The organism is Pseudomonas sp. AU12215 (assembly GCF_001675465.2).
Classification (GTDB): domain Bacteria; phylum Pseudomonadota; class Gammaproteobacteria; order Pseudomonadales; family Pseudomonadaceae; genus Pseudomonas; species Pseudomonas nitroreducens.
The window spans coordinates 1-23,120 of the sequence record NZ_MACM02000154.1; the positions used below are offsets into that span (position 1 = coordinate 1).

The 23,120-nt window shown below is 56.2% G+C and carries 29 protein-coding genes; 15 read left to right on the forward strand and 14 right to left on the reverse strand.

Annotation, left to right across the window (positions count from 1 at the left end; genetic code table 11):
• The first annotated feature begins 166 nt into the window (after positions 1-166).
• From A9513_RS35175 to A9513_RS23590, 5 genes are all read left to right on the forward strand, one after another.
• Positions 167-1,570: an Ig-like domain-containing protein gene (locus tag A9513_RS35175; RefSeq protein WP_176707275.1), complete on the forward strand. Its 1,404-nt coding sequence runs from the start codon at positions 167-169 to the stop codon at positions 1,568-1,570.
• A 119-nt stretch (positions 1,571-1,689) separates the two neighbouring features.
• Positions 1,690-2,511 carry an 8-oxoguanine DNA glycosylase gene (locus A9513_RS23575; RefSeq protein ID WP_176707276.1) on the forward strand — a complete coding sequence of 274 codons (822 nt, stop codon included), beginning with the start codon at positions 1,690-1,692 and terminating at the stop codon, positions 2,509-2,511.
• Between the two features lie 192 nt (positions 2,512-2,703).
• On the forward strand, positions 2,704-6,012 hold the full coding sequence (locus A9513_RS23580) for a hypothetical protein (RefSeq protein WP_065085723.1): 3,309 nt from the start codon (positions 2,704-2,706) through the stop codon (positions 6,010-6,012).
• A 112-nt stretch (positions 6,013-6,124) separates the two neighbouring features.
• Positions 6,125-6,394 (forward strand): hypothetical protein, encoded by a 270-nt coding sequence (locus tag A9513_RS23585; protein ID WP_065085724.1) that lies wholly within the window; start codon positions 6,125-6,127, stop codon positions 6,392-6,394.
• A 132-nt stretch (positions 6,395-6,526) separates the two neighbouring features.
• Complete coding sequence (locus A9513_RS23590) at positions 6,527-7,222, forward strand: CPBP family intramembrane glutamic endopeptidase (protein WP_065085725.1); 696 nt, start codon at positions 6,527-6,529, stop codon at positions 7,220-7,222.
• An 80-nt stretch (positions 7,223-7,302) separates the two neighbouring features.
• On the opposite strand, the gene A9513_RS36610 is transcribed toward A9513_RS23590, so the two are convergent.
• The 4 genes from A9513_RS36610 to A9513_RS23610 form a co-directional block, all read right to left on the reverse strand.
• On the reverse strand, positions 7,303-7,929 hold the full coding sequence (locus tag A9513_RS36610) for a hypothetical protein (protein ID WP_232925244.1): 627 nt from the start codon (positions 7,927-7,929) through the stop codon (positions 7,303-7,305).
• A 395-nt stretch (positions 7,930-8,324) separates the two neighbouring features.
• Positions 8,325-8,921 carry a hypothetical protein gene (locus A9513_RS23600; protein ID WP_065085726.1) on the reverse strand — a complete coding sequence of 199 codons (597 nt, stop codon included), beginning with the start codon at positions 8,919-8,921 and terminating at the stop codon, positions 8,325-8,327.
• A gap of 93 nt (positions 8,922-9,014) precedes the next feature.
• Positions 9,015-9,581 (reverse strand): hypothetical protein, encoded by a 567-nt coding sequence (locus tag A9513_RS23605; RefSeq protein ID WP_065085727.1) that lies wholly within the window; start codon positions 9,579-9,581, stop codon positions 9,015-9,017.
• A 90-nt stretch (positions 9,582-9,671) separates the two neighbouring features.
• Positions 9,672-9,974, reverse strand: a complete 303-nt coding sequence (locus A9513_RS23610) for a hypothetical protein (protein ID WP_065085728.1) — start codon at positions 9,972-9,974, stop codon at positions 9,672-9,674.
• A 271-nt stretch (positions 9,975-10,245) separates the two neighbouring features.
• Here A9513_RS23610 and A9513_RS23615 point away from each other — a divergent pair, with 271 nt between their 5' ends.
• The 5 genes from A9513_RS23615 to A9513_RS23630 all read left to right on the forward strand — a co-directional run bounded on the left by A9513_RS23615 (position 10,246) and on the right by A9513_RS23630 (position 12,505).
• Positions 10,246-10,683 carry a hypothetical protein gene (locus A9513_RS23615; protein WP_065085729.1) on the forward strand — a complete coding sequence of 146 codons (438 nt, stop codon included), beginning with the start codon at positions 10,246-10,248 and terminating at the stop codon, positions 10,681-10,683.
• Between the two features lie 13 nt (positions 10,684-10,696).
• Positions 10,697-11,275, forward strand: a complete 579-nt coding sequence (locus A9513_RS23620) for a hypothetical protein (protein WP_065085730.1) — start codon at positions 10,697-10,699, stop codon at positions 11,273-11,275.
• Between the two features lie 125 nt (positions 11,276-11,400).
• Entirely contained in the window at positions 11,401-11,805 is a 405-nt protein-coding gene (locus A9513_RS35725; RefSeq protein ID WP_141678494.1) for a hypothetical protein, read from the forward strand.
• Between the two features lie 31 nt (positions 11,806-11,836).
• Entirely contained in the window at positions 11,837-12,082 is a 246-nt protein-coding gene (locus A9513_RS23625) for a hypothetical protein (protein ID WP_065085731.1), read from the forward strand.
• Positions 12,083-12,130: 48 nt separating this feature from the next.
• Positions 12,131-12,505: a hypothetical protein gene (locus A9513_RS23630; RefSeq protein WP_065085732.1), complete on the forward strand. Its 375-nt coding sequence runs from the start codon at positions 12,131-12,133 to the stop codon at positions 12,503-12,505.
• Between the two features lie 54 nt (positions 12,506-12,559).
• Here A9513_RS23630 and A9513_RS36790 read toward each other — a convergent pair whose 3' ends face one another.
• The 4 genes from A9513_RS36790 to A9513_RS23640 are packed head-to-tail and all read right to left on the reverse strand — an operon-like array spanning position 12,560 to position 13,790.
• The gene (locus A9513_RS36790; protein ID WP_141678495.1) at positions 12,560-13,024 is read right to left on the reverse strand and encodes a Lar family restriction alleviation protein; all 465 of its coding nucleotides are present in this window, start codon (positions 13,022-13,024) and stop codon (positions 12,560-12,562) included.
• Between the two features lie 16 nt (positions 13,025-13,040).
• Entirely contained in the window at positions 13,041-13,253 is a 213-nt protein-coding gene (locus A9513_RS35735) for a hypothetical protein (protein WP_141678496.1), read from the reverse strand.
• 27 nt (positions 13,254-13,280) lie between these two features.
• On the reverse strand, positions 13,281-13,526 hold the full coding sequence (locus A9513_RS35740; protein WP_141678497.1) for a hypothetical protein: 246 nt from the start codon (positions 13,524-13,526) through the stop codon (positions 13,281-13,283).
• 9 nt (positions 13,527-13,535) lie between these two features.
• Complete coding sequence (locus tag A9513_RS23640) at positions 13,536-13,790, reverse strand: hypothetical protein (RefSeq protein ID WP_141678498.1); 255 nt, start codon at positions 13,788-13,790, stop codon at positions 13,536-13,538.
• A gap of 360 nt (positions 13,791-14,150) precedes the next feature.
• Between A9513_RS23640 and A9513_RS23645 the strand changes: the two genes are divergently transcribed.
• Complete coding sequence (locus A9513_RS23645; protein ID WP_065085735.1) at positions 14,151-15,089, forward strand: hypothetical protein; 939 nt, start codon at positions 14,151-14,153, stop codon at positions 15,087-15,089.
• A gap of 47 nt (positions 15,090-15,136) precedes the next feature.
• Here the strand turns inward: A9513_RS23645 and A9513_RS23650 are convergent, their stop codons facing one another.
• The 4 genes from A9513_RS23650 to A9513_RS23665 form a co-directional block, all read right to left on the reverse strand.
• Positions 15,137-15,700: a hypothetical protein gene (locus tag A9513_RS23650; RefSeq protein ID WP_065085736.1), complete on the reverse strand. Its 564-nt coding sequence runs from the start codon at positions 15,698-15,700 to the stop codon at positions 15,137-15,139.
• Positions 15,701-15,783: 83 nt separating this feature from the next.
• On the reverse strand, positions 15,784-16,239 hold the full coding sequence (locus A9513_RS23655; RefSeq protein ID WP_065085737.1) for a hypothetical protein: 456 nt from the start codon (positions 16,237-16,239) through the stop codon (positions 15,784-15,786).
• Positions 16,240-16,468: 229 nt separating this feature from the next.
• On the reverse strand, positions 16,469-17,038 hold the full coding sequence (locus tag A9513_RS23660; protein ID WP_065085738.1) for a hypothetical protein: 570 nt from the start codon (positions 17,036-17,038) through the stop codon (positions 16,469-16,471).
• A 121-nt stretch (positions 17,039-17,159) separates the two neighbouring features.
• Positions 17,160-17,435 carry a hypothetical protein gene (locus A9513_RS23665; RefSeq protein ID WP_065085739.1) on the reverse strand — a complete coding sequence of 92 codons (276 nt, stop codon included), beginning with the start codon at positions 17,433-17,435 and terminating at the stop codon, positions 17,160-17,162.
• A 433-nt stretch (positions 17,436-17,868) separates the two neighbouring features.
• Here A9513_RS23665 and A9513_RS23670 point away from each other — a divergent pair, with 433 nt between their 5' ends.
• Positions 17,869-18,729, forward strand: coding sequence for an RNA ligase family protein (locus A9513_RS23670; RefSeq protein ID WP_065085740.1), 861 nt, complete (start codon positions 17,869-17,871; stop codon positions 18,727-18,729).
• 15 nt (positions 18,730-18,744) lie between these two features.
• Positions 18,745-19,887, forward strand: coding sequence for an AAA family ATPase (locus A9513_RS23675; RefSeq protein WP_065085741.1), 1,143 nt, complete (start codon positions 18,745-18,747; stop codon positions 19,885-19,887).
• Here A9513_RS23675 and A9513_RS35745 read toward each other — a convergent pair whose 3' ends face one another.
• On the reverse strand, positions 19,888-20,079 hold the full coding sequence (locus tag A9513_RS35745) for a hypothetical protein (RefSeq protein ID WP_141678499.1): 192 nt from the start codon (positions 20,077-20,079) through the stop codon (positions 19,888-19,890).
• Between the two features lie 177 nt (positions 20,080-20,256).
• On the opposite strand from A9513_RS35745, the gene A9513_RS23680 reads away from it, so the two are divergent.
• The gene (locus A9513_RS23680) at positions 20,257-20,706 is read left to right on the forward strand and encodes a hypothetical protein (RefSeq protein WP_065085742.1); all 450 of its coding nucleotides are present in this window, start codon (positions 20,257-20,259) and stop codon (positions 20,704-20,706) included.
• Between the two features lie 27 nt (positions 20,707-20,733).
• On the opposite strand, the gene A9513_RS23685 is transcribed toward A9513_RS23680, so the two are convergent.
• Entirely contained in the window at positions 20,734-21,375 is a 642-nt protein-coding gene (locus A9513_RS23685; protein WP_065085743.1) for an SOS response-associated peptidase, read from the reverse strand.
• Positions 21,376-22,007: 632 nt separating this feature from the next.
• On the opposite strand from A9513_RS23685, the gene A9513_RS23690 reads away from it, so the two are divergent.
• Entirely contained in the window at positions 22,008-23,069 is a 1,062-nt protein-coding gene (locus tag A9513_RS23690; RefSeq protein WP_065085744.1) for a hypothetical protein, read from the forward strand.
• The last annotated feature ends 51 nt before the right edge of the window (positions 23,070-23,120 follow it).

The window sequence follows — 23,120 nt, forward strand, 5'->3', positions numbered from 1 at the left end:
TACAAGGTATTTTCACGTATAATTGTTCACGTATAATGCGGGCAGCGGGCAGCGGGCAGCGGGCAGCGGGCAGCGGGCAGCGGCCGCTGCTGTAGTACTTACTTTAGGAACGCTATGCTCACCAATAGCAATGGGGGCAGGCTCCACCTGTTACTACAGTGGCAACATGAGCCAAGGCGGTACCGCCGTTTACTACAGCAGTGGCAACAAAAAGTGGGTTTGGACGCTGAACAACAACGTCTTTAGCAACTCAAGCGCAAGCACCGTCAGCTATGCCGGAACGACTTATCAGCGCGGTAGCTACAGAACAAAATTCAGCGGACAAGGTTATAGCGTTGACGCCTATGAACTCTGCGTCGTTGACTTGAATACTGCACCAACGGTATCTAGCACATCCCTCACAACACCTGAGGACACTCCCACGTCAATACAGCTTTCGGCTGCTGATCCAGACGCAGGAGACACTCACACTTTTACGATCATCTCCTCTAACCCTGCTCACGGGACTGCTTATGTCTCAGGGAAGACTCTTACATTTACGCCGGCCACAAACTGGAATGGGACGACCACGCTCACATACAAAGCAACAGACTCAGACGGTGCGGATTCGAATATTGCGACCATAACGGTGACCGTCACACCAGTAAATGATGCGCCCGTGTCTCAAGCAAAAACTCTGTCGATTGACGAAGATACTTCCGGATCAATCACCCTTTCTGCTACTGATGTCGACTCACCTGTGCCTGTTGTTTTCCAAATCGTCACATCCCCAAATGTTTCGCATGGATCTGCGGTAATTTCTGGGGCGACCCTGACTTTTACACCTGCAGCAAACTGGAACGGCAGCACCTCTCTCACCTATCGAGCTCAAGACACAAGTGGTGCATGGTCCGCACCAGCTGTAGTCACCATTACAGTTCGACCTGTGAATGACCCACCAGACGTGTCTCCTCGCTCGCTCATTCTTGCAGAGGACTCAGTAGGAAAGCTCACCTTGACCGCGGCTGATGTGGACAGCTCGATTTTCACATTTGAAATCGTCGAACAACCAGCGTCGGGCTTCGCATCCGTGTCGGGCTCCCTTCTGACTTACACGCCACCAGTAGACTGGTTTGGGACTACGACCATTGTTTACCGAGCTAAGGATGATGCTGGAGCCTGGTCAGGGCCAGCAACGATCACAATTACAGTCACACCAGTGAATGACCCACCAGCTGCGGAATCGCTGACGCTTACCATGCCTGAGGACACACTTGGAGCGGTGACGCTGAAAGCCACTGACATTGATAGCCTCCAGACATTCGTCTTTGAAATGGTCACTTCTCCTCCAGCCGCTAGCGGCTCAGCATCGATCCAGGGCGACCGCCTTCTGTTTACGCCGGCACTGGACTGGAATGGCACCACCTCAGTGTCCTACCGGGCAAAGGATCTAGAAGGAGCATGGTCGGTTGCGGCCGTGGTGACTGTGGTCGTCACGCCGGTGAACGACCAGCCTACCCAGGCGGGCAGGATGGTTATTCGCACGATCGAGAGCGTGCCTGCGGTTGTCAGGGGCACAGTTTCACATTGACGTACAGGGCTGGCGAATTAGCCAGCCAATAAGCCCTGTCTGGGGGCTCAACCGATCGTCCGTTATACCGGCTCAGAGTGTTGAATAGAGGCTCGCACCTCACTCGACTCTGAGCCCGTATGTCTGAAGACAACATTTTCCTTAGTCACGAACCCACAGGTGCACCTTCCAGACAATCAGCGGCTGTGCTCCTGGATAAGGTGACCATATCAATCGATCTACCCGGCGCAACTGAAGAGGTTGTGCCAGGTGTTTTATGGGGCCCAGTGGAAGGGTTCCCCTCTCCCGCCTATTGGGCCTATCAGATCCTATGCCGTCGTATCTTGGGCATCACTGTCAACTACAAGCTTGGGGCCACCCTCAAAGAGGAAATTGGCGCCTGCCTACTTGGTGGGCACGGAATCCCCGCCAGAATTGGCGTCGCTGCGTTTCATCATGTCAGGCAGAAAGGTGCGTTTCATGGCATGCCACCTGATGAGCAGACGCTGCAGAACTGGCTGAAAGAGCCCCTGCAGGTGGATGGCCGGCAGGTGCGCTACAGATTCGCTGCCCAGAAGGCGAGATACCTGTCCGCTGCTTTGTCAGCTGCAGACGTGGAGGGGCCACCCTGCTCAAGCGGAAAGGCACTTCGAAACTGGCTGCTCGAGCTACCAGGGATCGGCTACAAGACAGCATCCTGGATTGCCCGCAACTGGCTCGACGCCGACGACGTGGCCATCCTCGACATCCATGTGCTGCGAGCTGGACAGCTAGGGCGGTTCTTCAGCCCTGGCCTCACCGTGGAACGCCACTATCTAGCTCTTGAGGAGCAGTTCATCCAGTTCAGCCATGGGCTCGGCGTTAGGCCGTCTGAATTGGACGCACTCATTTGGCTGGAGATGAGCAGCGCCAATGCAATCGTTCATACCCTCCTGAAATCCCTGGAGAAACCCGCTAAGTAGAGCTGCAGCCTGCGTTCAGGTCCCCAAAATTGCATGTTTGGGCTCAGCCAGCATGCTCCTTATATCGATCGCCTACAGGTACTCGCAGCGGTGACTTGGCCACTTGCAAAATGGGAGTCCCGTGAGAGCCTGAATGCATCTCTTGCCCACAGGGCAGGATCTGAACAAGCGCCGCCAAAGATTGAGGCCCACATGTCCGACCTGATTCTCGCCGACGAACACGAAGAGCCGAAGTTCGAACGGATCAACCGCGTTCAGACCATCGATGCCGGGCAGTACGTCCGGGCAACTGTAGATCTGCCTGATGAACTGATCCCACTCGGTGAAATCTTGGCGATCTCGGATGTCGCCTATGTCGACAACCTCCCGCACACCATCAAGCTTCGCGCACATCCACGCCACTACGGCCATCAGGACAAGCGCAAGGTCAAGCACAAGGGCTGGGAGCTCACTACGCACGCCTTCCTTCTGAAAGACTTCCTGGGAAGCTTCGAGCAAGTAAGCGTCGAAGAGGCGCAAGCTAAACGTGCCCAGGAGCAGCAGGAGGCCATGTCTCGAATCAATGAGATGCAGGCCGATATCCAGGATGTGCAAACCAACCCAGCCCGCCTAGCTCAGATCATTTCAGAAGGCCTGGCTGAGCGCAGGAAAGAGCGTGGCGAAGACGAACCAACTACCCTCCCCGCTTTGACCGACGGGCTCCCGCCACTCACCCTGGGCACAGCTATCGCGCGCGGCGTCACCGAAGCGAGCATGATCCAACTTCGTGGCCAGGCAGACCACCAGAGAGACATTGTCAGCATCAAGGCCGAATGGCTGAAGAAAGCAACACAGAAGCTTTCAGCCGCATTTTCTGCGATGGCGCCCTACTACACCGAACAGGTCGAGATTCCCATGGCTCGCGCTAGGGAAATGCAGGAACAGGTCAAGCGGATCAGCGATGGCCTCCAGTCCCTGGATCTTTATCTTGGGAAGGATGTGTACGTTCACCGCGTTGCAAGCGGCAGAAGCGCTTCCGAGGACCAACCTCTTACCATCGTCCAGCGAAAGCTGGTCATGACAGAAGAGTTGGCAGTGTTCCTCGACGTCAACGACAGCACCGATCACAACTCGATTAACCGCTTCCTCTCCTTGCTCGGCAAGGAACCTGCCCTCGTCGACCAAGTGTTCCTGGCTCCTCGCTGTGTGCTCTGCATGGCAGCCACCCGCCGCCATGTGTCCTACAAAGACGCCTCCCCGCTGGAAAGCGCTCTGGAGAACATGGAAAACAAGAAGGTGTTCCTTCTGGTTCGCGATGGCGAGAACATCTTCTACGTCAGCTCGCCGGTAGAGAGCCACCTTGAGGCTGCACGCCTCTTCCCCACCAAGGATGAGACCGACAAGATTTTTCGAGGCGTAGATGGCTCTGCAATCACCTTCGAGAGCCTCCGGTACACGTCCTCCCTCACTCAGCATGAACGGCATGCGCTTCATTACAAGCGCCTGCTGATCCTGCTTTGCGGCCTCGACCATCGCGAGAAGCTTTTCGGTAACTTCTACGCCGGCGGTGAGAGTCTGAACTTCGTGTCGATGGACTTCCAAGAGAAGCACATGCGCTTCATCTCTGACGACGATGAAGCCACCCTGCTTGCCGGCGCCGACCGCCCCGCTCCTGTCATGGACTGGCTGCGCAGCCGAAACCGCTATCTCACCAGTGGCGCCCGCGTCTTTGGGGTATGGAAGGATATCGTCTCAAACGAAGGTGCTTGCCCTGGTGGAGTCCAGTTTTCTGCCCAGTACGAAGGCGAGTCAGGGGTTCTGATTGCCTTCAAGGGAGACAAGGGTACGGCTGTCGAACTGGACGTGACGATCAACAAAAAAGCCCGCAAGGTGAAGGCCTATCCTCGCGGTTACCGTCGCAGTAACGAGGGCTTCGATAACTCGCTGCCTGTCCCCTACCTGGTGCTTGATGCTATAGAGCCGGAGCAGCTCCACTTCTACATTCACGATCGGTTCTCTCGGATCGAGAATGTCGCCTACCTCCGTCTCTTTAAACGTGCCTTGGCCTGGCTGAACGCGGAGCGTGAAGCGGAAAAACCTGCTCGCGAACGCATGCTGCAAGCCATCGTTAGCAATGGTATCTGCGCAGCTGAGAGCGCACCGGAGACGCTCAATCACGCTATTCGGCTGTGGCGATCGGCCAACCGCGGCAAAGCACTCCCGTCGCTGGGAGACGAAGGGTCTTCGGACTGGAATGAAGTGCTGGATGTCGTCTACCTCCTCGAGCATGGCAAGGCTACCCAGCTCGAGCGAATCAATGCCTATCTCGATGCAGAGGGGTACGCACTTGTCCGCCTGTGTGTCACCGGCCGCGCTCGCCTGGTCGCTTACGTCGAGCCAAAAGCCGAGGAACGTGATGACCGCTTAACACCCCATGTCTGGCTGCACCGTATTGTGCTGCGCCTGGGCAAACGGACTGTCACTGAGATGAGCCGATCCTGGGAGCGCCTCCCGGCTTTCGATGCGGCGGAGCATGAGATCGTCTCCTCATGCAATGAGGCACCCTGGCTTTCGACCTATAGCGGGTTCTCCAGCCACAAGCAGAAGCAGGACCTGTTCCTGGCCTGCGAGAAGGGATTTTTCTTCCTCCGTGATCTCGCCTCGAACGAACAGCGTGTGCGTGAATTTGCAGAGGAATACCTGATTAAGCGCAGGCAAGCCAAAGGGTCGCACGGCAGCGTCCCTCATATCGGACTAGCACTGCCGATCGGCCTGGTGCACCACAAGCAGGGCTCGCGCGAGAACATCCGAGCCATCTGCGTAAGCGACTATCTCGCGAGCGATGCTATCTACTCGCTGCTTGAGGACGGGGCTTTCAAAGAAGACTTTAAACGGAAAGAACTTTCCCGCTACGCACACCCCAATCATCAGGTGAGCCGATTGGTTCACGTGGCAGATCGTCGGATGATTGGTTCAAGCCTGAATCTGAGCCTGTGGACGAAGAAATTTGCCCTGGAAGCCGCTGCGGATCCGCTGAGGCCCAACGTTTCACCGTACAGCTGGGGCACCAGCCACGGAACCCTTTCGCTTGATGCCAAGGTAGCCAAGGGCAAAGAGGAAAGTAGCGAAACGGAGAGCTACTGGTTTGCGGGAGGGCTCACCCCTGGTGTTCGTGGCCAAGGGCTTGATGCACTCATTGGAATTGAAGGAAAGCTGGAAGGACTTCAACATGGACAGCTCTGGCTCTACACCCCAAGCGGGGAGACGTCGGCCGAGACCGAGTTCTTCGCTGAGATTGAGCGCCAGGATCTCACCAGCTACTGCATGAGTGACTGGGACACTCAATTGTTGGCTTGCTGGTTGACTCCTGAGGAGCGAGAACAGGTTCTGCAGCGTTACTCATCTGCTTATCCTGGAGTGCTGGATACTTGCGATGATAAGCCTCGCATTCAAGCGGCCAAGCGGACATTTAGCCTGCCTGTCGGAACAATTGTTAGAGAGGCTGTCCGATCGACAGAGTGACGTTGCGAGGTCACTAAAATCCGACCAGCGATGACGGACCCTCTCCCACTCAGCACTGTATGATCCGACCTTTAGCGGCTTCGGCCGCTATTTCTTGGAGCCGATCAAGGCGATGAACACGTACGTACTTTTCCCAGGCTCTGAAGAAGAGTTCGAAGCATTGATAGACGTGGTGGCAAGCCTCTCCCAAGAACAGCTGCACCTCGACACTGGCGTCGTTTCCGGCCGTTTCCAGATCATTGAACAGTTCGAGGTAAGCGACAGCCCCTGGAGAATAACCGTCCGGTTCTCCATGGTGGCACTTGCCCAGCTGCAGAGGGTCGATGACCCTCGCCTCGAAATAGTGAAGGACATTCAACGTCGATCCAGAGCAGTCGAATAGCCGCAGAGGGCGGCGCCCGCTCCTATGTAGGCCCTTGCAGTTTGACGGCCACATGTGACGCTTGAGAACGTTGGCTCAAGCCGAACAATCGCGGCCAACGACGCCCACCCTTCGCAAACCTCAAGGACCGTCATGCTCTCCACCGCCAATGTCCAAAGGGACAGCATCAGCTTCCATGTGATCGTGGTCCTCACTGGGCTATCTCTGCTGTGGTTCTTCAACCTGATCTCCCATTTCTTAGTGGGCATGTTCAGCGACTGGAGCATCCGCATGCTTCAGATCACCTCGCAGTCTTTGACGTTGATGGCCGCAGTTGGCGCCTGGCTTGCGCTGGAGCGCACATTGGGAGGGATGCCACGCCTTGGCACGTTCAAGAGCAATCACTTCTTGGTGGGCGTTCTAGCCCTGGTAGTGATCGACTATTTGGGCGTCGCCCTCAAGAGCACTCTTGGCGAGGGAGCCGAGACATCCATGGCGCGAGATCAGGTTTTTGTTTCGACAGGTATGCTCCTACCGGTCTTCATAGGGAGCGTGATACTGGCCCCCTTGATGGAGGAACTGATCTTTCGCGGATTCCTGCTCCGGGCTCCAAACATGGAGAGAAGCACCAGAGCTGCCATGCTGGCGATTTTTGCATCCGCCGGCATTTTCTCTGTCACCCACTTCAACTACGAAAACACCTCAAGCTTCGTGGCTATCTTCTTCGTGGGCGTGGTACTCGGCCTGGCGCGAATTGCCAGTGGAGGCCTCCTTCTGCCAGTAGCCCTGCACATGGCAGCCAATGCCAAGGTGCTCATCAGCTTGATCAAGACGGCCTGGCTGAGCTGACTGCTGGCGCAATCTCATCGAACAAAGAGAAACCCCGGCCGCAAGCCGGGGTTTTACTTTTTCCTGCTGGTACCGGGGTTTCAGAGGCCTTTCGGGAAGAGTTCCTGGGGCACATCGAAGAAGCCGAGCTTTCCTGAGTATCGAACGAAGGGGACTGGTTTCGGGTCGCGAAGCAAGAAACCCTTTTCGCCCATGTACCAGGGAGATTCACTTGCGTCGAGCGAGTCTACAAGCTCGACAGAGCCGATAAAGCCTCCAAGCTGGAGACGATCATAATCACAGATGGATTTGAGCTTATCGACCGGGACACCACACGCGTTATGCGCAAAGTGGATGGCTTCCAGCCAATAATTCCTCGTCATCGTTTGCGACGCATGGATGAGAAATCGGCCGCGGAACTTCGTATGCCGTGTCCGATTCTCGATATCTTTGTTCAGGTAGATGATCATCGCCGCCCAGGGCTGCCGCACTGAAAGGGCCTTCCAAGGCTGCGCACGCAAATCGATTCGGCCACCACCGCCCTCTTCAGCAGCGTCTTTCAGAACCATGGCTCTCTGCATCGCTTCCACCCTCACAAGTAAACGGACATTTACCCAGCGATTATTAGGGTGTTCGAATGAGAGCAGCATCGTAATCGACCCCATAACAGGGGCAGTTATCCACTCACGCTCACCGATCAAAGGTGCAAAAATCAATCCTGCTTGCATGTATCGTAAACATGCGAAATTGCATTTGATTCCCCCAGTACAGGATTTGGATCATGACCGGCACAACCTCATCAGCTGAGAAGATCACCTCCTCTGCGAGTCCCGGCACAAGGTTTTTGACTTTGCCTGTACCAGACGACTGCACTGACAGATATGCAGCTGGCTGGGCCTATGCAGACTGGTTTGTCGCCAAGGGGGGTGACCTAAACGCTGATGCTCCGCCAGAGTGGCACGAGGAGAAGGTCAACGGCTTTTGGGACCGCCTGGTGGCAGAACGCAACGTGAGAAGCGCTCCCGCACCGTTACCGTAGCCGCCGAGCCCTAGGCGTTCCCAAGCGCTGCACTCCCAAAAACAAAACCCCGGCCTTGGATAACCAAGAGCCGGGGTTCGTTTTTTAGCGCTGAATAGTGTGGGTCTCCAGCACTTCTGCCGAGCCCACCTGGTGGAGGGTTAATACTCCCCCAGCCTTTAGATCACACTTCCAGTCGTGCTCGACCATCTGAAGATAATTCTCGTAGGTGAGATCAGGATTGAAAGGCTGCCGACGATCGCTGAAGTTGCGACCATTCAGATTGAACCAGAACACTCGGATCGACACCTCATCGCCCTTGATGAGGAACTCCCCATCAAGCTTGATTACGTGGGACATTGGCGTTTCGCTGGAAACATTTTCAGACGTCCCGGTGACACCCTCCCCTTCAACGTGGAACATATCGGGGTAGCAGATCGCCAAACCGCTGCCGGCGAGCGTGAGATTTCTCTCGCCGTCGAACAGCGCTTCGGTTTTGTGACGCCGCATGAAGGCTTGCACTTTGTTCTGCACGGCTTCGTCCAGACTGCCACCAGCAATATGCGCCCCTTGGAACTTAAGCCAGTTTTCGGGGGAGTCGCTCGGCTGGATAGCCATGGGTACAGGCTTCAGATGAAGCTCGAGGCCGGCCAAGGTTGTGATAACGAGTGCTTCGATAGTTGCAGCTGCAGCATTGGTCATTGAGAGATCCTCAGTGTCTATGCCGAGCTCCACCCTGCGGGATGGAGTCCCGGCAGGGGGTTGATTGAAGGGGTGGCCCCTTCTTGAACTAGATCAGGGCACAGCTACTACCGGGAACTCCAGGTAGCGGCCATCCTGCATGTAGCGGGTCGAGTTGGTGACGCGTGTACTCTTGAGGGTTTTGCCTTGGAGCCATCCAAACCTGGATTGCCGGCTAACCTCATCCTCGATCCGCTCAGCCACGGCCAGGCGGCAGCTGTCAGAGGGGATGTTCCAGTTAAAGCTGTCCTGGACGGTCCGTGTGGACCCACTTCCATCTCTAACCTCAAACTCCACGCTTACTGCCAGATCCACGGTGTGCTGTGGCTTCGGCAAGAATGCGGGAGAGTACTGCTGCTTGGCACAGATTGAGCTTATGCAGGCATTGGGGTCATCAAGAAGCCACAGGCTCAGCCCCTTATCACGCATCGGCCCATACAGCAGATCCAGGTCATCGCCGACAGCCAAGTAGACATGCTGCTCGTCGACAAAGCTCTTGGTGGAAATATCGTTCTGGATCCCCAGCTCCCAGATCAGACTGTGGGGGACCTGGGCCCACCCTTTGCCGTTTTCATGCTGGAACTTGAGATTCACGATACCGGCGTTCGTTGGCTTACTCATGATTCATCATCCTCAGGTTGAACCGAGCCAACCCCGCGGGCTGGCCCGGCAGGGTGTTGGACTGGAAGTGTTTCACCACTCCAGTGGTGATCAATCAGGTTTCGGACTTGCCTGCATCGCTTTCAGTACGTCTTCTGGTGTGACTGGCCGCTTGAGTTCCGCCTTCAGCGAGATTGTTTCGCCGGTGACGGTATCTGCGCAGCAAACACCATCTTGGTCCAGCGCAACGAGTTGGTCTTCGAAGCGGTAGAGGCGATCGATAGTGTCCAGTCGGAAGGTGCTGGGTTCGGAACCGAACTCATGCACCCAGTTGCTCACATCATCACCGCAAAGGGTTAAGTCATGGGCAACGTTCAGAATGTCGAAGAGACTGACCAGGTTGGAATTGGACATTTGAAGCTCCTAGAGGACGGAGCTTGCCCCTTGTAGGGACAAAGCCCCGCAAGGGTTGATGAGCGCCAGGTGGCGCGGTGAGTGCTGGTGACCAGCTAATCCACTCCCTGATCATTCAGGGTCGGTAGAAGCTCAAATATTGCCCGAGCTCCGCACTACTAGGCAAGGGCCGACGCCCACTACAGCAGCGCCCTTTGCGGGCTAATGCTCTGTTTTTCAGTTGCAGATCCAGGGGCCAAGAGACAATGGGGCATCCCCAAGGAATGTCACAATGTCACTTCTTCTCACTGCAGTCAGCGAACAGCTTGATCTCACTTCTTCTGCCGAGCTGATCCCTCCCACCTTGTCAGTGGAATGCCAGGTAAGTAAATGCCGGTGGGAGGGCGATCCCCGAAATGACTATGCGACCGGCACACTTATTGGCCGGATTGCAACCGCGATTGGCACCATCGAGATTTGCATCCGGTGGACTGCCGCGGGACAACCCTTGCTTGAGCAGGGGTGGGCCATTCGCGAAGCTCCACATTTGAAAGGTGCCTATATCAAGGCGGAAGCCCCGATTTTCGGTGACGAAGGACCTTTGCAGGCAGAAAGCGATGAGCTTGATGGCCTCGCGTATGATTTCTGGTCGTATCGGGACATCAGCGGGCTGATCGAGCCAATGCTCCCCGCACGAACAGAGCCAAGGCCGACTGGGCAACGCCTTTGATCATGAGGAAGAAATGAGCGCAAACGCTTCGAGGAATTTAGAGCCGACTGCCCCCACAGCCAGGGCGATCGCGTTTCTCAGTGGCATCGGCATTGAGCTGGTTCAGGTCGACTCCCTTGAAGGTGCAGGCTTCCTGGAAGACGTGCGGGTGGTTGCTGGTGCACTGCATCACCTTGCTGGCGCCAAGGCCTGCAACCTCCTCCACGAGGCCGGGCATGTCGCGATTGTACCTACCCGGTTCCGTCATCTGATGAACGACGATGTCGAGATAGGCACCAAAGAAATGTTCGAACAGATGGAGCAGGAAGGTATACCCCCTGGATCTCGTGAGTGGGAAATTGTCCTGCAGGTTTCCGAGTCGGAAGCCACAGCCTGGTCGTGGGCCGCAGGGAAAGCCGCCGGCATACCGGAAGAGTTGATCATCGAGGACTGGTGCTTCAACGGTGAAGGTTCGCTTACCCGGTTGATGCTCAGCGCAGGCCGGCATTACGGCGTGAACGGACTTGCGCACGCTGGGTTTTGCCGCACAAGCGGCGCTGACAGACGCCCAGGCCAGGTGTACCCACATCTCAACTTCTGGCTGCAGCCCTAACGGGGCATGATCTGGGGGCGAATACTGGGTTGCGCATTACCTGGCCCATGGGACCATTAGCACATCATCAGATGAGCTGGTGCCTGCTCCTCGGCGCACCAGCAATGCCGACTCAAGGGCCTGTCATGAGTACCCAAGCTGTAGAGCTACTAAAAGACCTTGCAGATGCTTTCGACGTTACCACCTCTGGTGTCGACGATGGCCGGTTTGTGGACCTTGCTTCAAAGTATGTAGGGCACGACACCCCATCGGCGAACGAGCTGCAACACAGCGTTCTGGCGACAGTTCGTAAATTCCTCACCGACGTCGATCCCAAAGTCGCCCCCAACTGGAGCGAGGCTCCTCACTGGGCAGGATGGCTTGGACAGGATTACAACGGTCGGTGGTATTGGTTCGAGCGAGAGCCAGCCCAAGTCGCCTCTGGCTACTGGTCTGTGGCAGGTGGCCAATACCGGATGGCAAAGGAAGCGCGAGCCACCAACACCAAATGGCACCTGTCGCTACAGCGGCGACCAGTTTGCCAAGCTTGAACCTCATTTCCCCTGGGCGAAGGATCTTCTGATGCAGGAAGTCGAAATCGTTTCTGACTCGGAGCTGGACAAGGCCTACGGCCAAGCCAGCTTTGGCGACATGAGCAAGCGGGACGTTGTCAGGCAGGGCGTGCTCAAATGCGCCAGCGGCCTCTACCAAGGCCAAACGTCTAAGACGATTTGCCAAAACCTCGGGCTAATCGATCTGGAGTACTGCGTCACACCCAAGGGTCGCGACTACCTATGGGCTGCATTCAGCCTTCCCAATAGCGTGTAGCAACAGCCTCCACTGGCCCCTCACCCTCTTCGATACACCGAGTGAACTGTGAATTACCCAACTCCCGAAAGCATCGACAGCTTGCCGGAAAGCCAGCAGCGGGCATTGTTTCTTTACGCCCTGGCAAGGGCACGCCACGCAAGCGCTTACAGGCATGCAGTACTTGCGATACTGGTTTTCCTTGGAGGCTCGTTTCTGATCCGGCTCCTTACTGGGGCTGACAACTCAGAAATAGAACCGCTACTCCTGACAGCCGCCAAATTCCTCGGTGTTGCTGCCGTTCTGATGGGAGGGGTGACTACGACGCTCACGTCCCTGATAGTCAAGGAAGCTCGCCAAGAAGCTGTTGCGTCGGGAATTCCGCAAGAGTTGATCAGGATGATCGCAGATGCGCCAGCGAGCTTGCTTGAGCAGCGCTTCTGAGAAACGTCATGAGGCCTGGTGACGGAGTACGTTACCAGGCCTTTTCATTGGATCCTAAGCAACGGAACCGCTGGTAGCGGCGATCGGCACCGCGGAAGCGAGTACGCACTCCAGGAACTGTGCTGCGGCCTCTTCGACATACAGACCGCTGCCCTTTTGGTAAGACACTGTCCAGCACGCCCCACCGTGCTCTCCCACCTTCACGAGGAATATTTGGTCCCCTTCGGCATAGACTCCCCAGCCCTTGGGAATGCCAGTACAGGGCACAAGATCCTGTGATGTATCACCACTCGCCCCCACACCCGCCGGAATGGCAATACCGTGGTCCTCAGGCCGTGGAAAGGCTCGCGTATTCCATGCCTCAGCTGCACGCTCTATGGATGGATAGAACGTGTGCGTTTGCCCGACTCTGCACTGCAGGCACATGGCTTGGAAGCCTGACTTTCTGGCTGCTTTCTTGAAGTGGATACCGATACGGTCGCTGCCACAGAAGGGGCAGTCACATAGGGTCACGGACATGCTGAGGCTCCCGGTATCAGTTGGCAGGTGCCAACTCGGCGGCAAGAATAGGTGCCGTATCACCAGTCCCGGCCGGCAAAGGGCATCCTGCCGCCTCAAGAGCCTGGTCAATTGCGGCTTCCAGCTTCTTCTTCACGCGGTATCGGCCATTCATGCTGTCCTGCAGCACAGGCAGGATTGCATCCAGCTGCTTCTGATTGAGTTCATGGCCACGATGGATGATTCGCATACTGTTCCCTCGGATCAATTTATCCAGTCAGTTTGCTTTTGGAACCCGTAAGCCACGGGCGATTTGATTGGCTCTATAAGAGCGTTGTAATAGGGTGTCCAAACGTCTACGTGCCTCCCTAACAGAAATATCTCTTCCGTAGGCGTCGGGCGTTTTTTCAATTTCGGTTAGCAGGCGGGCCAACTGACTGAACTGCCAGTCCATGGCGTCCAGCTCTTCGAGAATCGTTGACCGGTTCGGGTCATAGGGATGGATGAAGCTGACGCAGGCCATCTCGCCTCCCTATCCCTTCATTCCGCCGATGCGGAGCACTGCGCAGTAGAGAAGAGCCAGAACAAAGCCCGCTATAGCAGCAATGATCAGGGAAAGAACGACTTGGAAAAACCCTAACGCCGAGAGCCCGAGCGCTCGGCCTAGGTATGAGTCCGACCGGATAAAACCGTCAGGGTCGCCCCAGTACACCAAGCCCCAGGTCTGCGACCAGAAACCAATCAGGTTGAAAATCGCCAGGACCGCTACAACAGCCAGCAGGGCCATCAGGATTCGCCAGACGCCATTCAGGAAGTACTTTCTGTGGTGACGCTTTGTTCCAAACACGATTGCCCTTTCCCTGCCATTGGCAGCGCAGCTGAGTAGTTACCGGGAATGATTGCATGCATCGGGAAACTGCAAGCTGGCAATTGGGCACCCGCGGTGGGGCGGTTAGCGCATCAATTCCGATCTGGCCGGGACTTGCCATGAATCAACCACTGGGGCAGGATAAAAAACGGTCCGAGCAGGGGCCTGCCGTCCGCTACAGCGAAGCACTAGGTGCGCTGCGTGTATACCCTCAAGCATGTTTTGCCCTTTGGGCTGCGAGGTAGCGGACGACGAGCACTGGCCCTGAGGACTAGATCAATGCGCACTTCCTTTTTCACCCCTCGCTCCATTTCCGCCCTTAAGGCGGCCGCCTCCAAGCTGCGGAAAGCATCATCCCAACTCACGCAAACAGACGCCTTGAATCTGGCAGCTGAAAACGCCGGCTTCGCAAACTTCACCCACGCTCAACGCACCCTGCCCGAAGTGATGAAGGCACTGACTCTTCGTTGTCGCTGGCGTGATGACTCAGCTAAGGGCACCGAGGTTTTAAAGTACCCCCTGCCCTGGACAGCTGAAGGGGTCGTAGCAATGCGCCTGAAGGCTGCAAGGATCGCCAGTTTCGAGGTATTTGACGGTGGGCTGTTCTGCTCTGAGATTGCCTCGAATCGTTACATGGCGCGGTACTGGCTTGTTCAAGCCTTACGGGAGTTGATGGTGATCGAGGCCACCGGCCTCAGGCCAGACTACCTCAAGAACCGTCTCCCGAAGGTTCGGCAAGAGTTCAACGGCACCAAGTACTTCGAGCCTGTGCAGCCGCCGGGAGCGGATCACCTCTCTGCATGGTACGACCCTGAAACCAAGGCAACGCTGCTGATGGACGAGCCCTACCTTCGCAAGGATGAAGAGCACAGTCGTGCTACTAGTCGGGCCGAATGGTGCAAGCGCTTCGACTATCTGGAGCGCTCTTCTACTTGGGGTGGCACATACCTCCCTCCGAAATCCAGGCTGTTCCTATTTGCAAAGGTTAACTCCAGCATCAACCTCGACGAGATTGAGAGCAATCTCAACACCCTTCCAGATGACTTCGGCGCCCTGGACGAAGATTGGCGGGGCAGTTCCGAAGAGAACCAAACACCCTCTCATGTGCAAATGCGTCAAGCCCTGAGTCAGCTGGTGAGGGTTGGATACCTGGAAGGGAAGTCCAACGTCAACCAGGATGGCCAGATCATGGCGATTCGTAAGACGCCAATGCTCTAGCCAGAAAGTAAAAAGCCCCCTTCTCGAGAAGGGGGCTTCAGTGTTGGTCAGCTGCTACCCGTAAGGATGGACAGGATTGCTCCAGGCCTTACCCCATGAGCAAGCAGGTATTTGATCTTGGACTCAGGCGCTACACCTCGAACCGCCTTACCAATCTGGCTAAGGCGCTCTTGCACCATGGTGTCCAGTCTCGAGAATCGCTCCTCAGGAATGTTAAACCCACCATCCGCTGACTTCAGGTGAGCCATAACTGCTTGAACGACATTGTTGTCTACGTCGAATTGGGACATCACCAGGTGCAGTCGAATCGCGTTGAACCGCTTTCGCAGGCTCTCCAGCACCTCGACCTTGCCAGCTTCGTCCAGTGCGGTCTCAATAAGAGCGCCAAGACCATCACCGTTCAGAGGGCAGATCATTTGAGCAGCCCCCAAGGCAATACGGTCCCAAAGGAACTGGTCAGTAAACTGCGCTGAGTCCAGGGACGCGGCCAAGTTTCCACATAGGTCCGCTGCAGCCTGCTGCCCGTGATTCGATAGAGCAGACGGCAGAATAGCGATTTCGGCCTCTCTCAGGTCGTGGGCCAAATCCCACATCACGTGAATAAGTGCCATTTTAAGCCTCCAGGTATCGGAGGCGCCTTCCCACAGGGGAGGACACCCCCATGGGTTGTGTGGCCGGACGGCCGTTGTGTGAGTTAGCGCGAACGCTTCAGGCGGTAGTGCATCCTGATGGCGACTTCCTGGGCCTTTTCGCTAGGAGCGCCCCAGGGGATTTCATCACTATCATCAGCCGTCTGAAGGCCCTCAGCGTCTCGCTGAAGAGCCTGCATTGCCTCTTCGACCAGCTCCGGCTCAACAAGCGCCTTGGCGAGTAGATCCGCGGTGCGGTCTGCCCCTACCTCACGCATTGCTGACGCGGCCAACAGAAGGTCTTTGGAGAAGCGTTGCTCTGCATGGTGCTTGTCGATGATGGACGTTACGGAAATATCCATATCCTGAGTGATGTAAGCGCCGGCATTGGTGAAGGCATCGAGATCGCCCCGGCGTGCAGCCACGGTGAGCAGATGCTCTTCACCATAGTTGTATGCGAGGTAATCGATCTTCGATGCCAGGCGCTCGGCAGCATTCATATGACCCCAAATCTTGCTCATAAGCCCTCCTATGGGCGGACATTTTCGGTTAAACGAAAGTCACCCAGTGAAGGCGATGCAGTAGAAGAATTGCGCGAGGGAAGAAAGTCATTTAGGCGTCTCCGATTGAGAGAGGCGCCTACCCACAAGGGAGGACGCCCCTGTGGGTTAAGGCCGGCTGGCCAGAGTGCTGCGAACAGCTATTGCTCTATCGCGCGCATGCACGAAAGAGAAGAGATCCCATGCTATATCAGCTTCCTGTACTCGACAACTTAGGCAGAACTGGGTACTCGCTTGGATTCTTCAACAAATGAATATCGATCATATCCCCAAGCACATCTGCCAGGATTTCCGGGGATAGCACCGACGGAGAAATTTTAGCGCAGGGACGAAAGACCCGGCCGCTGGATACAGTGGACCAGTCGCTAATCACCATATGAATTCCCGGCACATCTCCAAGCGGGGGCAGAATGCCCCATGTCTGGGTTGAGCTCGCGTAGTACAGCAAAGCCGCCGCGAGCTCCTTGTGCTTCTCAAGCCGAGACTGCAGATCCTCGATCAGGTCGTACTCGCCGAGAAAGCCACCGAGCACGTCCGCTGGCGTAATACCTGGCTCACGAGGAAATCCTGCTGGACTGCATGCTTCTCGGTAGCCTTCAACGGAAAGCTGCACGATGAGACGCGCCCCTTGGACCGGGTTTACGGAATAGAGCCAGAAAGCAACCGTATTGGTGGGATCGCCCTGTACCTGCGCCTGCCAGTTCGCACCTTGAACAGCACGTTCGAATCGGCGCTTAGCAGCGGTTTTTATGTCATCCATAGCGGGGTCGGCTCACCTGCAGCTGTACTTGATGGTGATCATTCTCGCATGCCACTCACAACTGCAACTCGGGCTCGTGATGACCTATCCCTTTAGGCTAGGCCATCATCACTTGCTGCGGCTAATTCGCCTGCTGGTCTGCCTGTTTCAGGCTCTGCTTCACGCTTTCGATTGAGCGATCGGCGAGCATCAGCCACACGCCCTCCCCATTGACCGTGCTACAGACCATGCCCTCGGCACCATACTTCTTGAAGTCCTCGGAGAGGATTACAACCTCCCCCGCCTCGTAGCCTTTGTCCTTGAGCATACAGATCTTGTCCAGGTCGACAGCAGCCTGCGCGACACCGACACCCATAGAGAAAATGATGGCAGCTGCCATCTTCACTTGACCAAGCATTACGCATCTTCCTTTGTGCTGAGGTGTTACTCACTCTGGTTCGACAGCTCGATGGCCTGAGATGCCAAACGTGTTACCTCTTCAACGGACAACCCTTCCGCGGAAGGTAGGAGCAGAATCACACCTACCCTTTCCGTTCTGGCGGCAATCTGCTCCCGACAGAGGTGCAGATCGACACGTTGCAATCAAGAGACAGCCAGTAAGCAGTCCTGGAGGAGCTTGACAGCTGGTCAGGCTCGATGTTGAATGCGCGCCTTATTTCCATCCCCCTATCTTTCAGTGGTGAACGAAGTGCCCTGCACCAGCCAACTCGCCTGATACCGACGACGGTCCATCGTGCTTGATGGCTGCCCGCGCACCTGCGCGGCTGCTTCCCACATACAGCTCGCCATAGTCCTGTCGTCGGTTTTCCCTATTTCTAAGGAGAAAACCCATGAACGTGGATTTCTGCGCCTATGCGCAAAACGTTGAGCTTCAGAAGTACCCCCGCACTCCGCACCTGGAGGGATCTCGCCTGCAGCAAGGCGATTCCGATGCTGATCAGGTCCGCTATGCGTCCTTGATCGACCAGTGGCTGGTAGTAGAAGAGAAGCTGGATGGCGCCAATGCCGGCATTAGCTTCTCGGCCGCCGGCGAGCTAATGCTCCAGTCCCGCGGTCACTACCTCACTGGCGGCGGCCGGGAGCGGCAGTTCAACCTCTTCAAGCAATGGGCAGTCGCCCATGAGGATTGGCTAATCGAGCGACTGGAGGACAGATTTGTTCTCTACGGAGAGTGGCTGCACAAGAAACATTCGGTGTTCTACGACCGTCTCCCGCACTTCTTCTGCGAGTTTGACGTTTGGGATCGATCCAAATGCATCTTTCTGTCGACTCCAGCCAGGCGCCAGCTCCTCCAGGACGGCCCTATTCTGTCTGTGCCAGTTCTTTATGAAGGCCCAGCACCGAAGAGACTCAAGGACCTGCTTGAGCTTGTCCGGATTTCGAAAGCCAAATCGGAAACCTGGCATGCAGCCTTCGAAGCAACAGTGCGTCGCGAAGGGCTAGATCTGGAGCGGTCTTGGCGCCAATGCGACAAGTCAACCTTGATGGAAGGCCTGTACTTGAAGCTCGAGGACGAGAACGAAACAACCGGCCGGCTGAAGTGGGTTCGTCAGGACTTCGTTCAGGCGATTCTGGATGTTGATCAACACCACGCTACGCAACCATTCATCCCAAACCTACTGGCACAGGGGGCAGACATTTACTCCCCCCGTCTCTCCATGGATTGGGCTGGGTTGCGCTCTGGCTACTGAGGGAGAACATGTGACATGGACATTCGACAACTTAACAGCCTGATCCCAGCGCCTGGCCAAAACATCGACAGGAAGGCGTGCCTCGAGGCCATACCTTCACTGTCGCGGTTGGCCGATACACCGCAGGATCCGTACTGGCACCCGGAGGGTGATGTCTGGACCCATACCTGCATGGTCGTGGACGCTTTACTCGAGCAAAAGGCCTATCAGCAGGCGACAGATGAGCAGCGATTTGTGCTCTTCTTCGCCGCGCTGCTGCACGACATATCGAAGCCGGACACGACAGTTATCGATCCGCAAACCGGGCGCATTGGTCAGCCAGGCCATTCCCGCCGCGGTGCGGTCGATGCGCGCCTTCTTCTCTGGAGAGCTGGCGTGCCGATGGCCATCCGGGAGCAGATCTGCAGGATCATTTCCGTCCACCAGTTGCCGTTCTTCGCATTGTCGGGGAACAGAAGCGGGCAAACGCCGGAATACGTTCTACACAAGCTTTCCTGGGAGCTGCCAGTGTGGATGTTATGCGCTGTCGCGCAGGCTGACATGGAGGGGCGAACTTACGTAGGGAAGTCGGGGGTTCTCGACGAAATTGAACTCTTTCGAGAGCTTGCCGAGGAGGAAGGCTGCCTTTACGGTCCCCGCCCATTTGCGGACGACTACACCAGGGTCCAGTACTTCCGAGGCACTCGCGTACACCCAGATTACGCATTGCACGAGCCAGCTGGATCTCGCGTCATAGTGATGTCTGGGATGCCCGCCAGCGGGAAAAACACCTGGGTAGCGAAACATTACCCAGACCTCCCTGTCGTCTCATTCGACGATGCACGCGAGGCCTTGGGGTTGCGGCATGGTGACAATGAAGGCGCGGCCGCGCATTACGCGATCGACCAGGCGAAGGCTCTTCTGCGAGAAAAAAGGTCCTTCGTGTGGAACTCAACGCACCTTTCAGCCCAGATGCGCAAGAAGACACTGGACCTGCTGTACGCCTACAGCGCGAAGGCAGAGATCATGTACTTGGAAATGCCGGAGAAGGAGATTTACCGTAGGAATGGCAAGCGGGATACGAGCCTGAGCAACGAAGCGATACGGCGCATGCTGTTCAAATGGGAGGTTCCATTACCGACGGAGGCCCACCAGGTGCAGTACCTCAACGAGGGGTAATCACTCCCCTCTAGGGTATGCCTTAAAACGCTCGACCAATCGTTGTCCCGCATCTTCTAGGACTTCACCAGCCCGGTGCTTCAGCATCGAGTTCAAGTACTCCCGCTCAGCATCCAGCACCGGTTCTTTGTGAACCTTTCTGGCGACTTTGACCACGATTCCGGTCCCGATCCAGACATCACGATTACTCACGGAAAATCCCCCTTCTCATAGGCCTGGTCCGACCTGGCGGCCAGTCTCTGACCAGGATAACAGCCTCCCGGCAAACCAACCCCCGGCAATCCTGCCCGGTAATGGGGGCGAACTACCTGCCTGGCCGTAACACATCAGGGAAGAATTGATACATCTACAACTGCCCTGGAGCATCTGATGCAGAACGTCGAACGTAAAGTCATTCGCTGGCTGCTGTCCTCTGACACTGGATTATCGTCCACCGCCATCTGTGCTCACATGATTGGGGAAACGCCAGAGGACGATGATTTCAGCGCCCCATCTGACCCGTCTGACTTGGGACGCTGCCTGCGCCTGCTGGACATTTTCCCAGAATGGAAACCCCGCATTCATGAAATGGCCGTCCACGGGCCGGCCTGGGCTGGCCTGATCAAGCAGTGGGATACGATCGTTGACCTCTACTACAACGAAGGTGGAGTTCCGCTCGCACAGCGTGAGCGATCGCCCGAGACCTACAAAGCAATGAAGCTGGCGATCGCGGATGGCTATCGCAATGACCCGCGCTATATCTGCCGATTCGGCAGTGACGGCATGCTTTACTCCGCCAGCCTTAAAGTGACAGAAGACGAAGCTGAGACCGAGGTCTGAGTCTGTAACGACATTCCGGCCTTGCTCTCATTCAGGCTCTAGGGTTATGCCTTGGAGCCTGTCAGCAGGGTACTGCCTCAGGAACTCTCTGCTCTCCTCCGGACGAGCCGATAGCCAATCTCGGTAGGCACCTGCAGGCAAGATAACGACCATTCTCTTCTCAGCACCTGGCTTGTGGTAATTCTGCATTACTTCATGGCCATCTGCGTTGATCGTCAGCATCGTGAAACTGTGCACTTGCTCGCCAGCTGAATCCTTCCAGGTCTCCCAAAGCCCAGCGATCCCGAGCAGTCGACCATCCTTCCGCGAAATCCGAGCTGGCCTGGGCTTCCCCGGCCGCCAATCGGGCTCATAGATCGCCGCGGCAGGGATGATGCAGTGCTTCGATTTCTTCCAGGCATCACGGTATGAATTGAGCGTCGCAACCGTCTCGCTGCGTGCGTTATAGGTATTACGCGCATAGCTTTTGCCTTTCGCCCAGAAAGGGAGAAGACCAAAAACACCGGTGGAGGCCACTGTTTCAACGGGCTCATCCCCTTCGGGAACCAGATTGCGAATCATGACGCCCGTACGGCCTGGCCACAGGTCAATTTCGTATTGCCCTTCAGGCTCCAGACCGAAAGCATCGACCAACTGCTCACGGCTGGGCGCTTCGTAATGACTGCACATACGACCTCACTTCTGGAGTTGTGACGCTCCTACACCAGACTGGTTAGATAGGGTCTTGCACGTCGCTTTCACATGGGACATCTAAGCCAGCAAAGTATCCCATCTGGCCAGCCAGCATGACTTTCACCTGGCATCTGGTGCCTTGCTCTTTCGCTAACCCATGGTCTTATGACCCCTCAAACTGCCGAGAGGTCGCCATGCTTACCAGCTACCAGAACACCAAATGTGCTGAGCTCACACGTCTGGGATGGAATCAGGATGGCAGGCAGAATCTACCAGGGCCTGGGCGGGCACCAATGCGGTACATCCTCGTCTTCTCCAACAAGATCGGAATGCTGGCGTACGTATACCCATCAAGCACTGAAGTAATTGCCCATCTAGTCAAGCCTGTAGATCGCTTGTCTCTCGCATTTGAAGCCCTGCAGTGACCATCTCCGATCCGGCCACCCCAAGATCTTCCGGCTCACCGATTAACCCGGTATATTTCAAGCTCCACTGCTAGCTCAATGCGAGCTGCAGCACCCAGCTGGTGGTTCACCAGCACTTAAACGGATCGTCCGATCCAAAAACCCCTACCGGGATGTCTCTCCCGGCCAGGGAGAGCATGTCGGTCTTCATTCTGGAGATTGTCCATGCAAAATCATAAAGCCCTTGTCCTCACATCTCAGGAGTCGATCGTGGCGTTTGCCAGCGGCTGGTTACCTGAAGACTACTTAGTCCGAAGTTTCAGCACCGCAGGCGAGGTCGAGGCTTACGTCGAAGGTGTTAAAGTGATGGCCGAGGAGGGAATCGAGCTACATAAGACCCACCGCGAAACATCTACAGCGTATTTTGACGTGTCCTTTGATGGTGGCATTGTTTTCCCCCGCTCAAAGTCGTTCGCCAACAGCGCACAGGCTCGGGCCTTTGAAGTAGGCCTCGGCGACATATCCGCCCTTGAGGACTCGAAAGTCTTCACTGTCGCTTCAGGCAACGATTTTGAGCGCCTCTTGGTGCTCATAGAGGCCACTGAGGCGAGAAAGGCGATCAAGCGACTACCCACAGTCGTCATCTACAAGTCTGCAGACCAGATCACCCGCGTGGTTGCCTCTCAAGGCGTCCGCGTGATTGTCCTGGATGCGGATGGTGTTGGCCTCGAGGAGGATGCTGCCCGCACTCTGCAGATCGGTGACCAGGAGCTCTACGTTTCTGATCTGGTAGTTACAGGAAAAGTGGGCGAATCGCCGTACGGCGAACAAGGCGTTGATGCCGAGTTCGTTCGCGAGGTGGTTAAGCATGTTGATGGTTTACCGGCCGGCAGCAATGCCAGCTTCAACAAGCCGGGCCAATATGCAGAACCATTCCCGATCCTCAAATCCGTTCCGGTTAAACACTGGGAAGGCTACGAGGATAAACAGGCTCCGCTAACCCACCAGATCGACATCGACGACCAGCGACTTTCCAACGGGCAGATCTACCTTACGGTAGGCGCTTTGGAAGGCCACATGGACAATCTCTTGTCGGTAACCGCTGAGGTAAACACCAACCCCCAAAACGAAGCCGAACATCTGCCCTGCATGCATGTTCACTTCAACGAGGATGCCCTGGCATTCACCGCGTTCAAGGTCTACGACAAAATCTTGCTCCAACCTGAACAAGGTGTCGTTCTGACGCAGGTGCAGGGTCCGGAAGGCCCCATGTACATCGTCGAGTAGGCCATCTAGAGGCTTGGACTCAAACAAGGTCTGCGGTACCCAGGGAAACCT

What these genes read in the sequence shown, in the direction of transcription:
- A9513_RS35175 (WP_176707275.1), top strand. Translation starts at nt 167, where the DNA reads ATGAGCCAAGGCGGTACCGCCGTTTACTACAGCAGTGGCAACAAAAAG.
- A9513_RS23575 (WP_176707276.1), top strand. Translation starts at nt 1,690, where the DNA reads ATGTCTGAAGACAACATTTTCCTTAGTCACGAACCCACAGGTGCACCT.
- A9513_RS23580 (WP_065085723.1), top strand. Translation starts at nt 2,704, where the DNA reads ATGTCCGACCTGATTCTCGCCGACGAACACGAAGAGCCGAAGTTCGAA.
- A9513_RS23585 (WP_065085724.1), top strand. Translation starts at nt 6,125, where the DNA reads ATGAACACGTACGTACTTTTCCCAGGCTCTGAAGAAGAGTTCGAAGCA.
- A9513_RS23590 (WP_065085725.1), top strand. Translation starts at nt 6,527, where the DNA reads ATGCTCTCCACCGCCAATGTCCAAAGGGACAGCATCAGCTTCCATGTG.
- A9513_RS36610 (WP_232925244.1), bottom strand. Translation starts at nt 7,929, where the DNA reads ATGCAAGCAGGATTGATTTTTGCACCTTTGATCGGTGAGCGTGAGTGG.
- A9513_RS23600 (WP_065085726.1), bottom strand. Translation starts at nt 8,921, where the DNA reads ATGACCAATGCTGCAGCTGCAACTATCGAAGCACTCGTTATCACAACC.
- A9513_RS23605 (WP_065085727.1), bottom strand. Translation starts at nt 9,581, where the DNA reads ATGAGTAAGCCAACGAACGCCGGTATCGTGAATCTCAAGTTCCAGCAT.
- A9513_RS23610 (WP_065085728.1), bottom strand. Translation starts at nt 9,974, where the DNA reads ATGTCCAATTCCAACCTGGTCAGTCTCTTCGACATTCTGAACGTTGCC.
- A9513_RS23615 (WP_065085729.1), top strand. Translation starts at nt 10,246, where the DNA reads ATGTCACTTCTTCTCACTGCAGTCAGCGAACAGCTTGATCTCACTTCT.
- A9513_RS23620 (WP_065085730.1), top strand. Translation starts at nt 10,697, where the DNA reads ATGAGCGCAAACGCTTCGAGGAATTTAGAGCCGACTGCCCCCACAGCC.
- A9513_RS35725 (WP_141678494.1), top strand. Translation starts at nt 11,401, where the DNA reads ATGAGTACCCAAGCTGTAGAGCTACTAAAAGACCTTGCAGATGCTTTC.
- A9513_RS23625 (WP_065085731.1), top strand. Translation starts at nt 11,837, where the DNA reads ATGCAGGAAGTCGAAATCGTTTCTGACTCGGAGCTGGACAAGGCCTAC.
- A9513_RS36790 (WP_141678495.1), bottom strand. Translation starts at nt 13,024, where the DNA reads ATGTCCGTGACCCTATGTGACTGCCCCTTCTGTGGCAGCGACCGTATC.
- A9513_RS35735 (WP_141678496.1), bottom strand. Translation starts at nt 13,253, where the DNA reads ATGCGAATCATCCATCGTGGCCATGAACTCAATCAGAAGCAGCTGGAT.
- A9513_RS35740 (WP_141678497.1), bottom strand. Translation starts at nt 13,526, where the DNA reads ATGGCCTGCGTCAGCTTCATCCATCCCTATGACCCGAACCGGTCAACG.
- A9513_RS23640 (WP_141678498.1), bottom strand. Translation starts at nt 13,790, where the DNA reads ATGGCCCTGCTGGCTGTTGTAGCGGTCCTGGCGATTTTCAACCTGATT.
- A9513_RS23645 (WP_065085735.1), top strand. Translation starts at nt 14,151, where the DNA reads ATGCGCACTTCCTTTTTCACCCCTCGCTCCATTTCCGCCCTTAAGGCG.
- A9513_RS23650 (WP_065085736.1), bottom strand. Translation starts at nt 15,700, where the DNA reads ATGGCACTTATTCACGTGATGTGGGATTTGGCCCACGACCTGAGAGAG.
- A9513_RS23655 (WP_065085737.1), bottom strand. Translation starts at nt 16,239, where the DNA reads ATGAGCAAGATTTGGGGTCATATGAATGCTGCCGAGCGCCTGGCATCG.
- A9513_RS23660 (WP_065085738.1), bottom strand. Translation starts at nt 17,038, where the DNA reads ATGGATGACATAAAAACCGCTGCTAAGCGCCGATTCGAACGTGCTGTT.
- A9513_RS23665 (WP_065085739.1), bottom strand. Translation starts at nt 17,435, where the DNA reads ATGCTTGGTCAAGTGAAGATGGCAGCTGCCATCATTTTCTCTATGGGT.
- A9513_RS23670 (WP_065085740.1), top strand. Translation starts at nt 17,869, where the DNA reads ATGAACGTGGATTTCTGCGCCTATGCGCAAAACGTTGAGCTTCAGAAG.
- A9513_RS23675 (WP_065085741.1), top strand. Translation starts at nt 18,745, where the DNA reads ATGGACATTCGACAACTTAACAGCCTGATCCCAGCGCCTGGCCAAAAC.
- A9513_RS23680 (WP_065085742.1), top strand. Translation starts at nt 20,257, where the DNA reads ATGCAGAACGTCGAACGTAAAGTCATTCGCTGGCTGCTGTCCTCTGAC.
- A9513_RS23685 (WP_065085743.1), bottom strand. Translation starts at nt 21,375, where the DNA reads ATGTGCAGTCATTACGAAGCGCCCAGCCGTGAGCAGTTGGTCGATGCT.
- A9513_RS23690 (WP_065085744.1), top strand. Translation starts at nt 22,008, where the DNA reads ATGCAAAATCATAAAGCCCTTGTCCTCACATCTCAGGAGTCGATCGTG.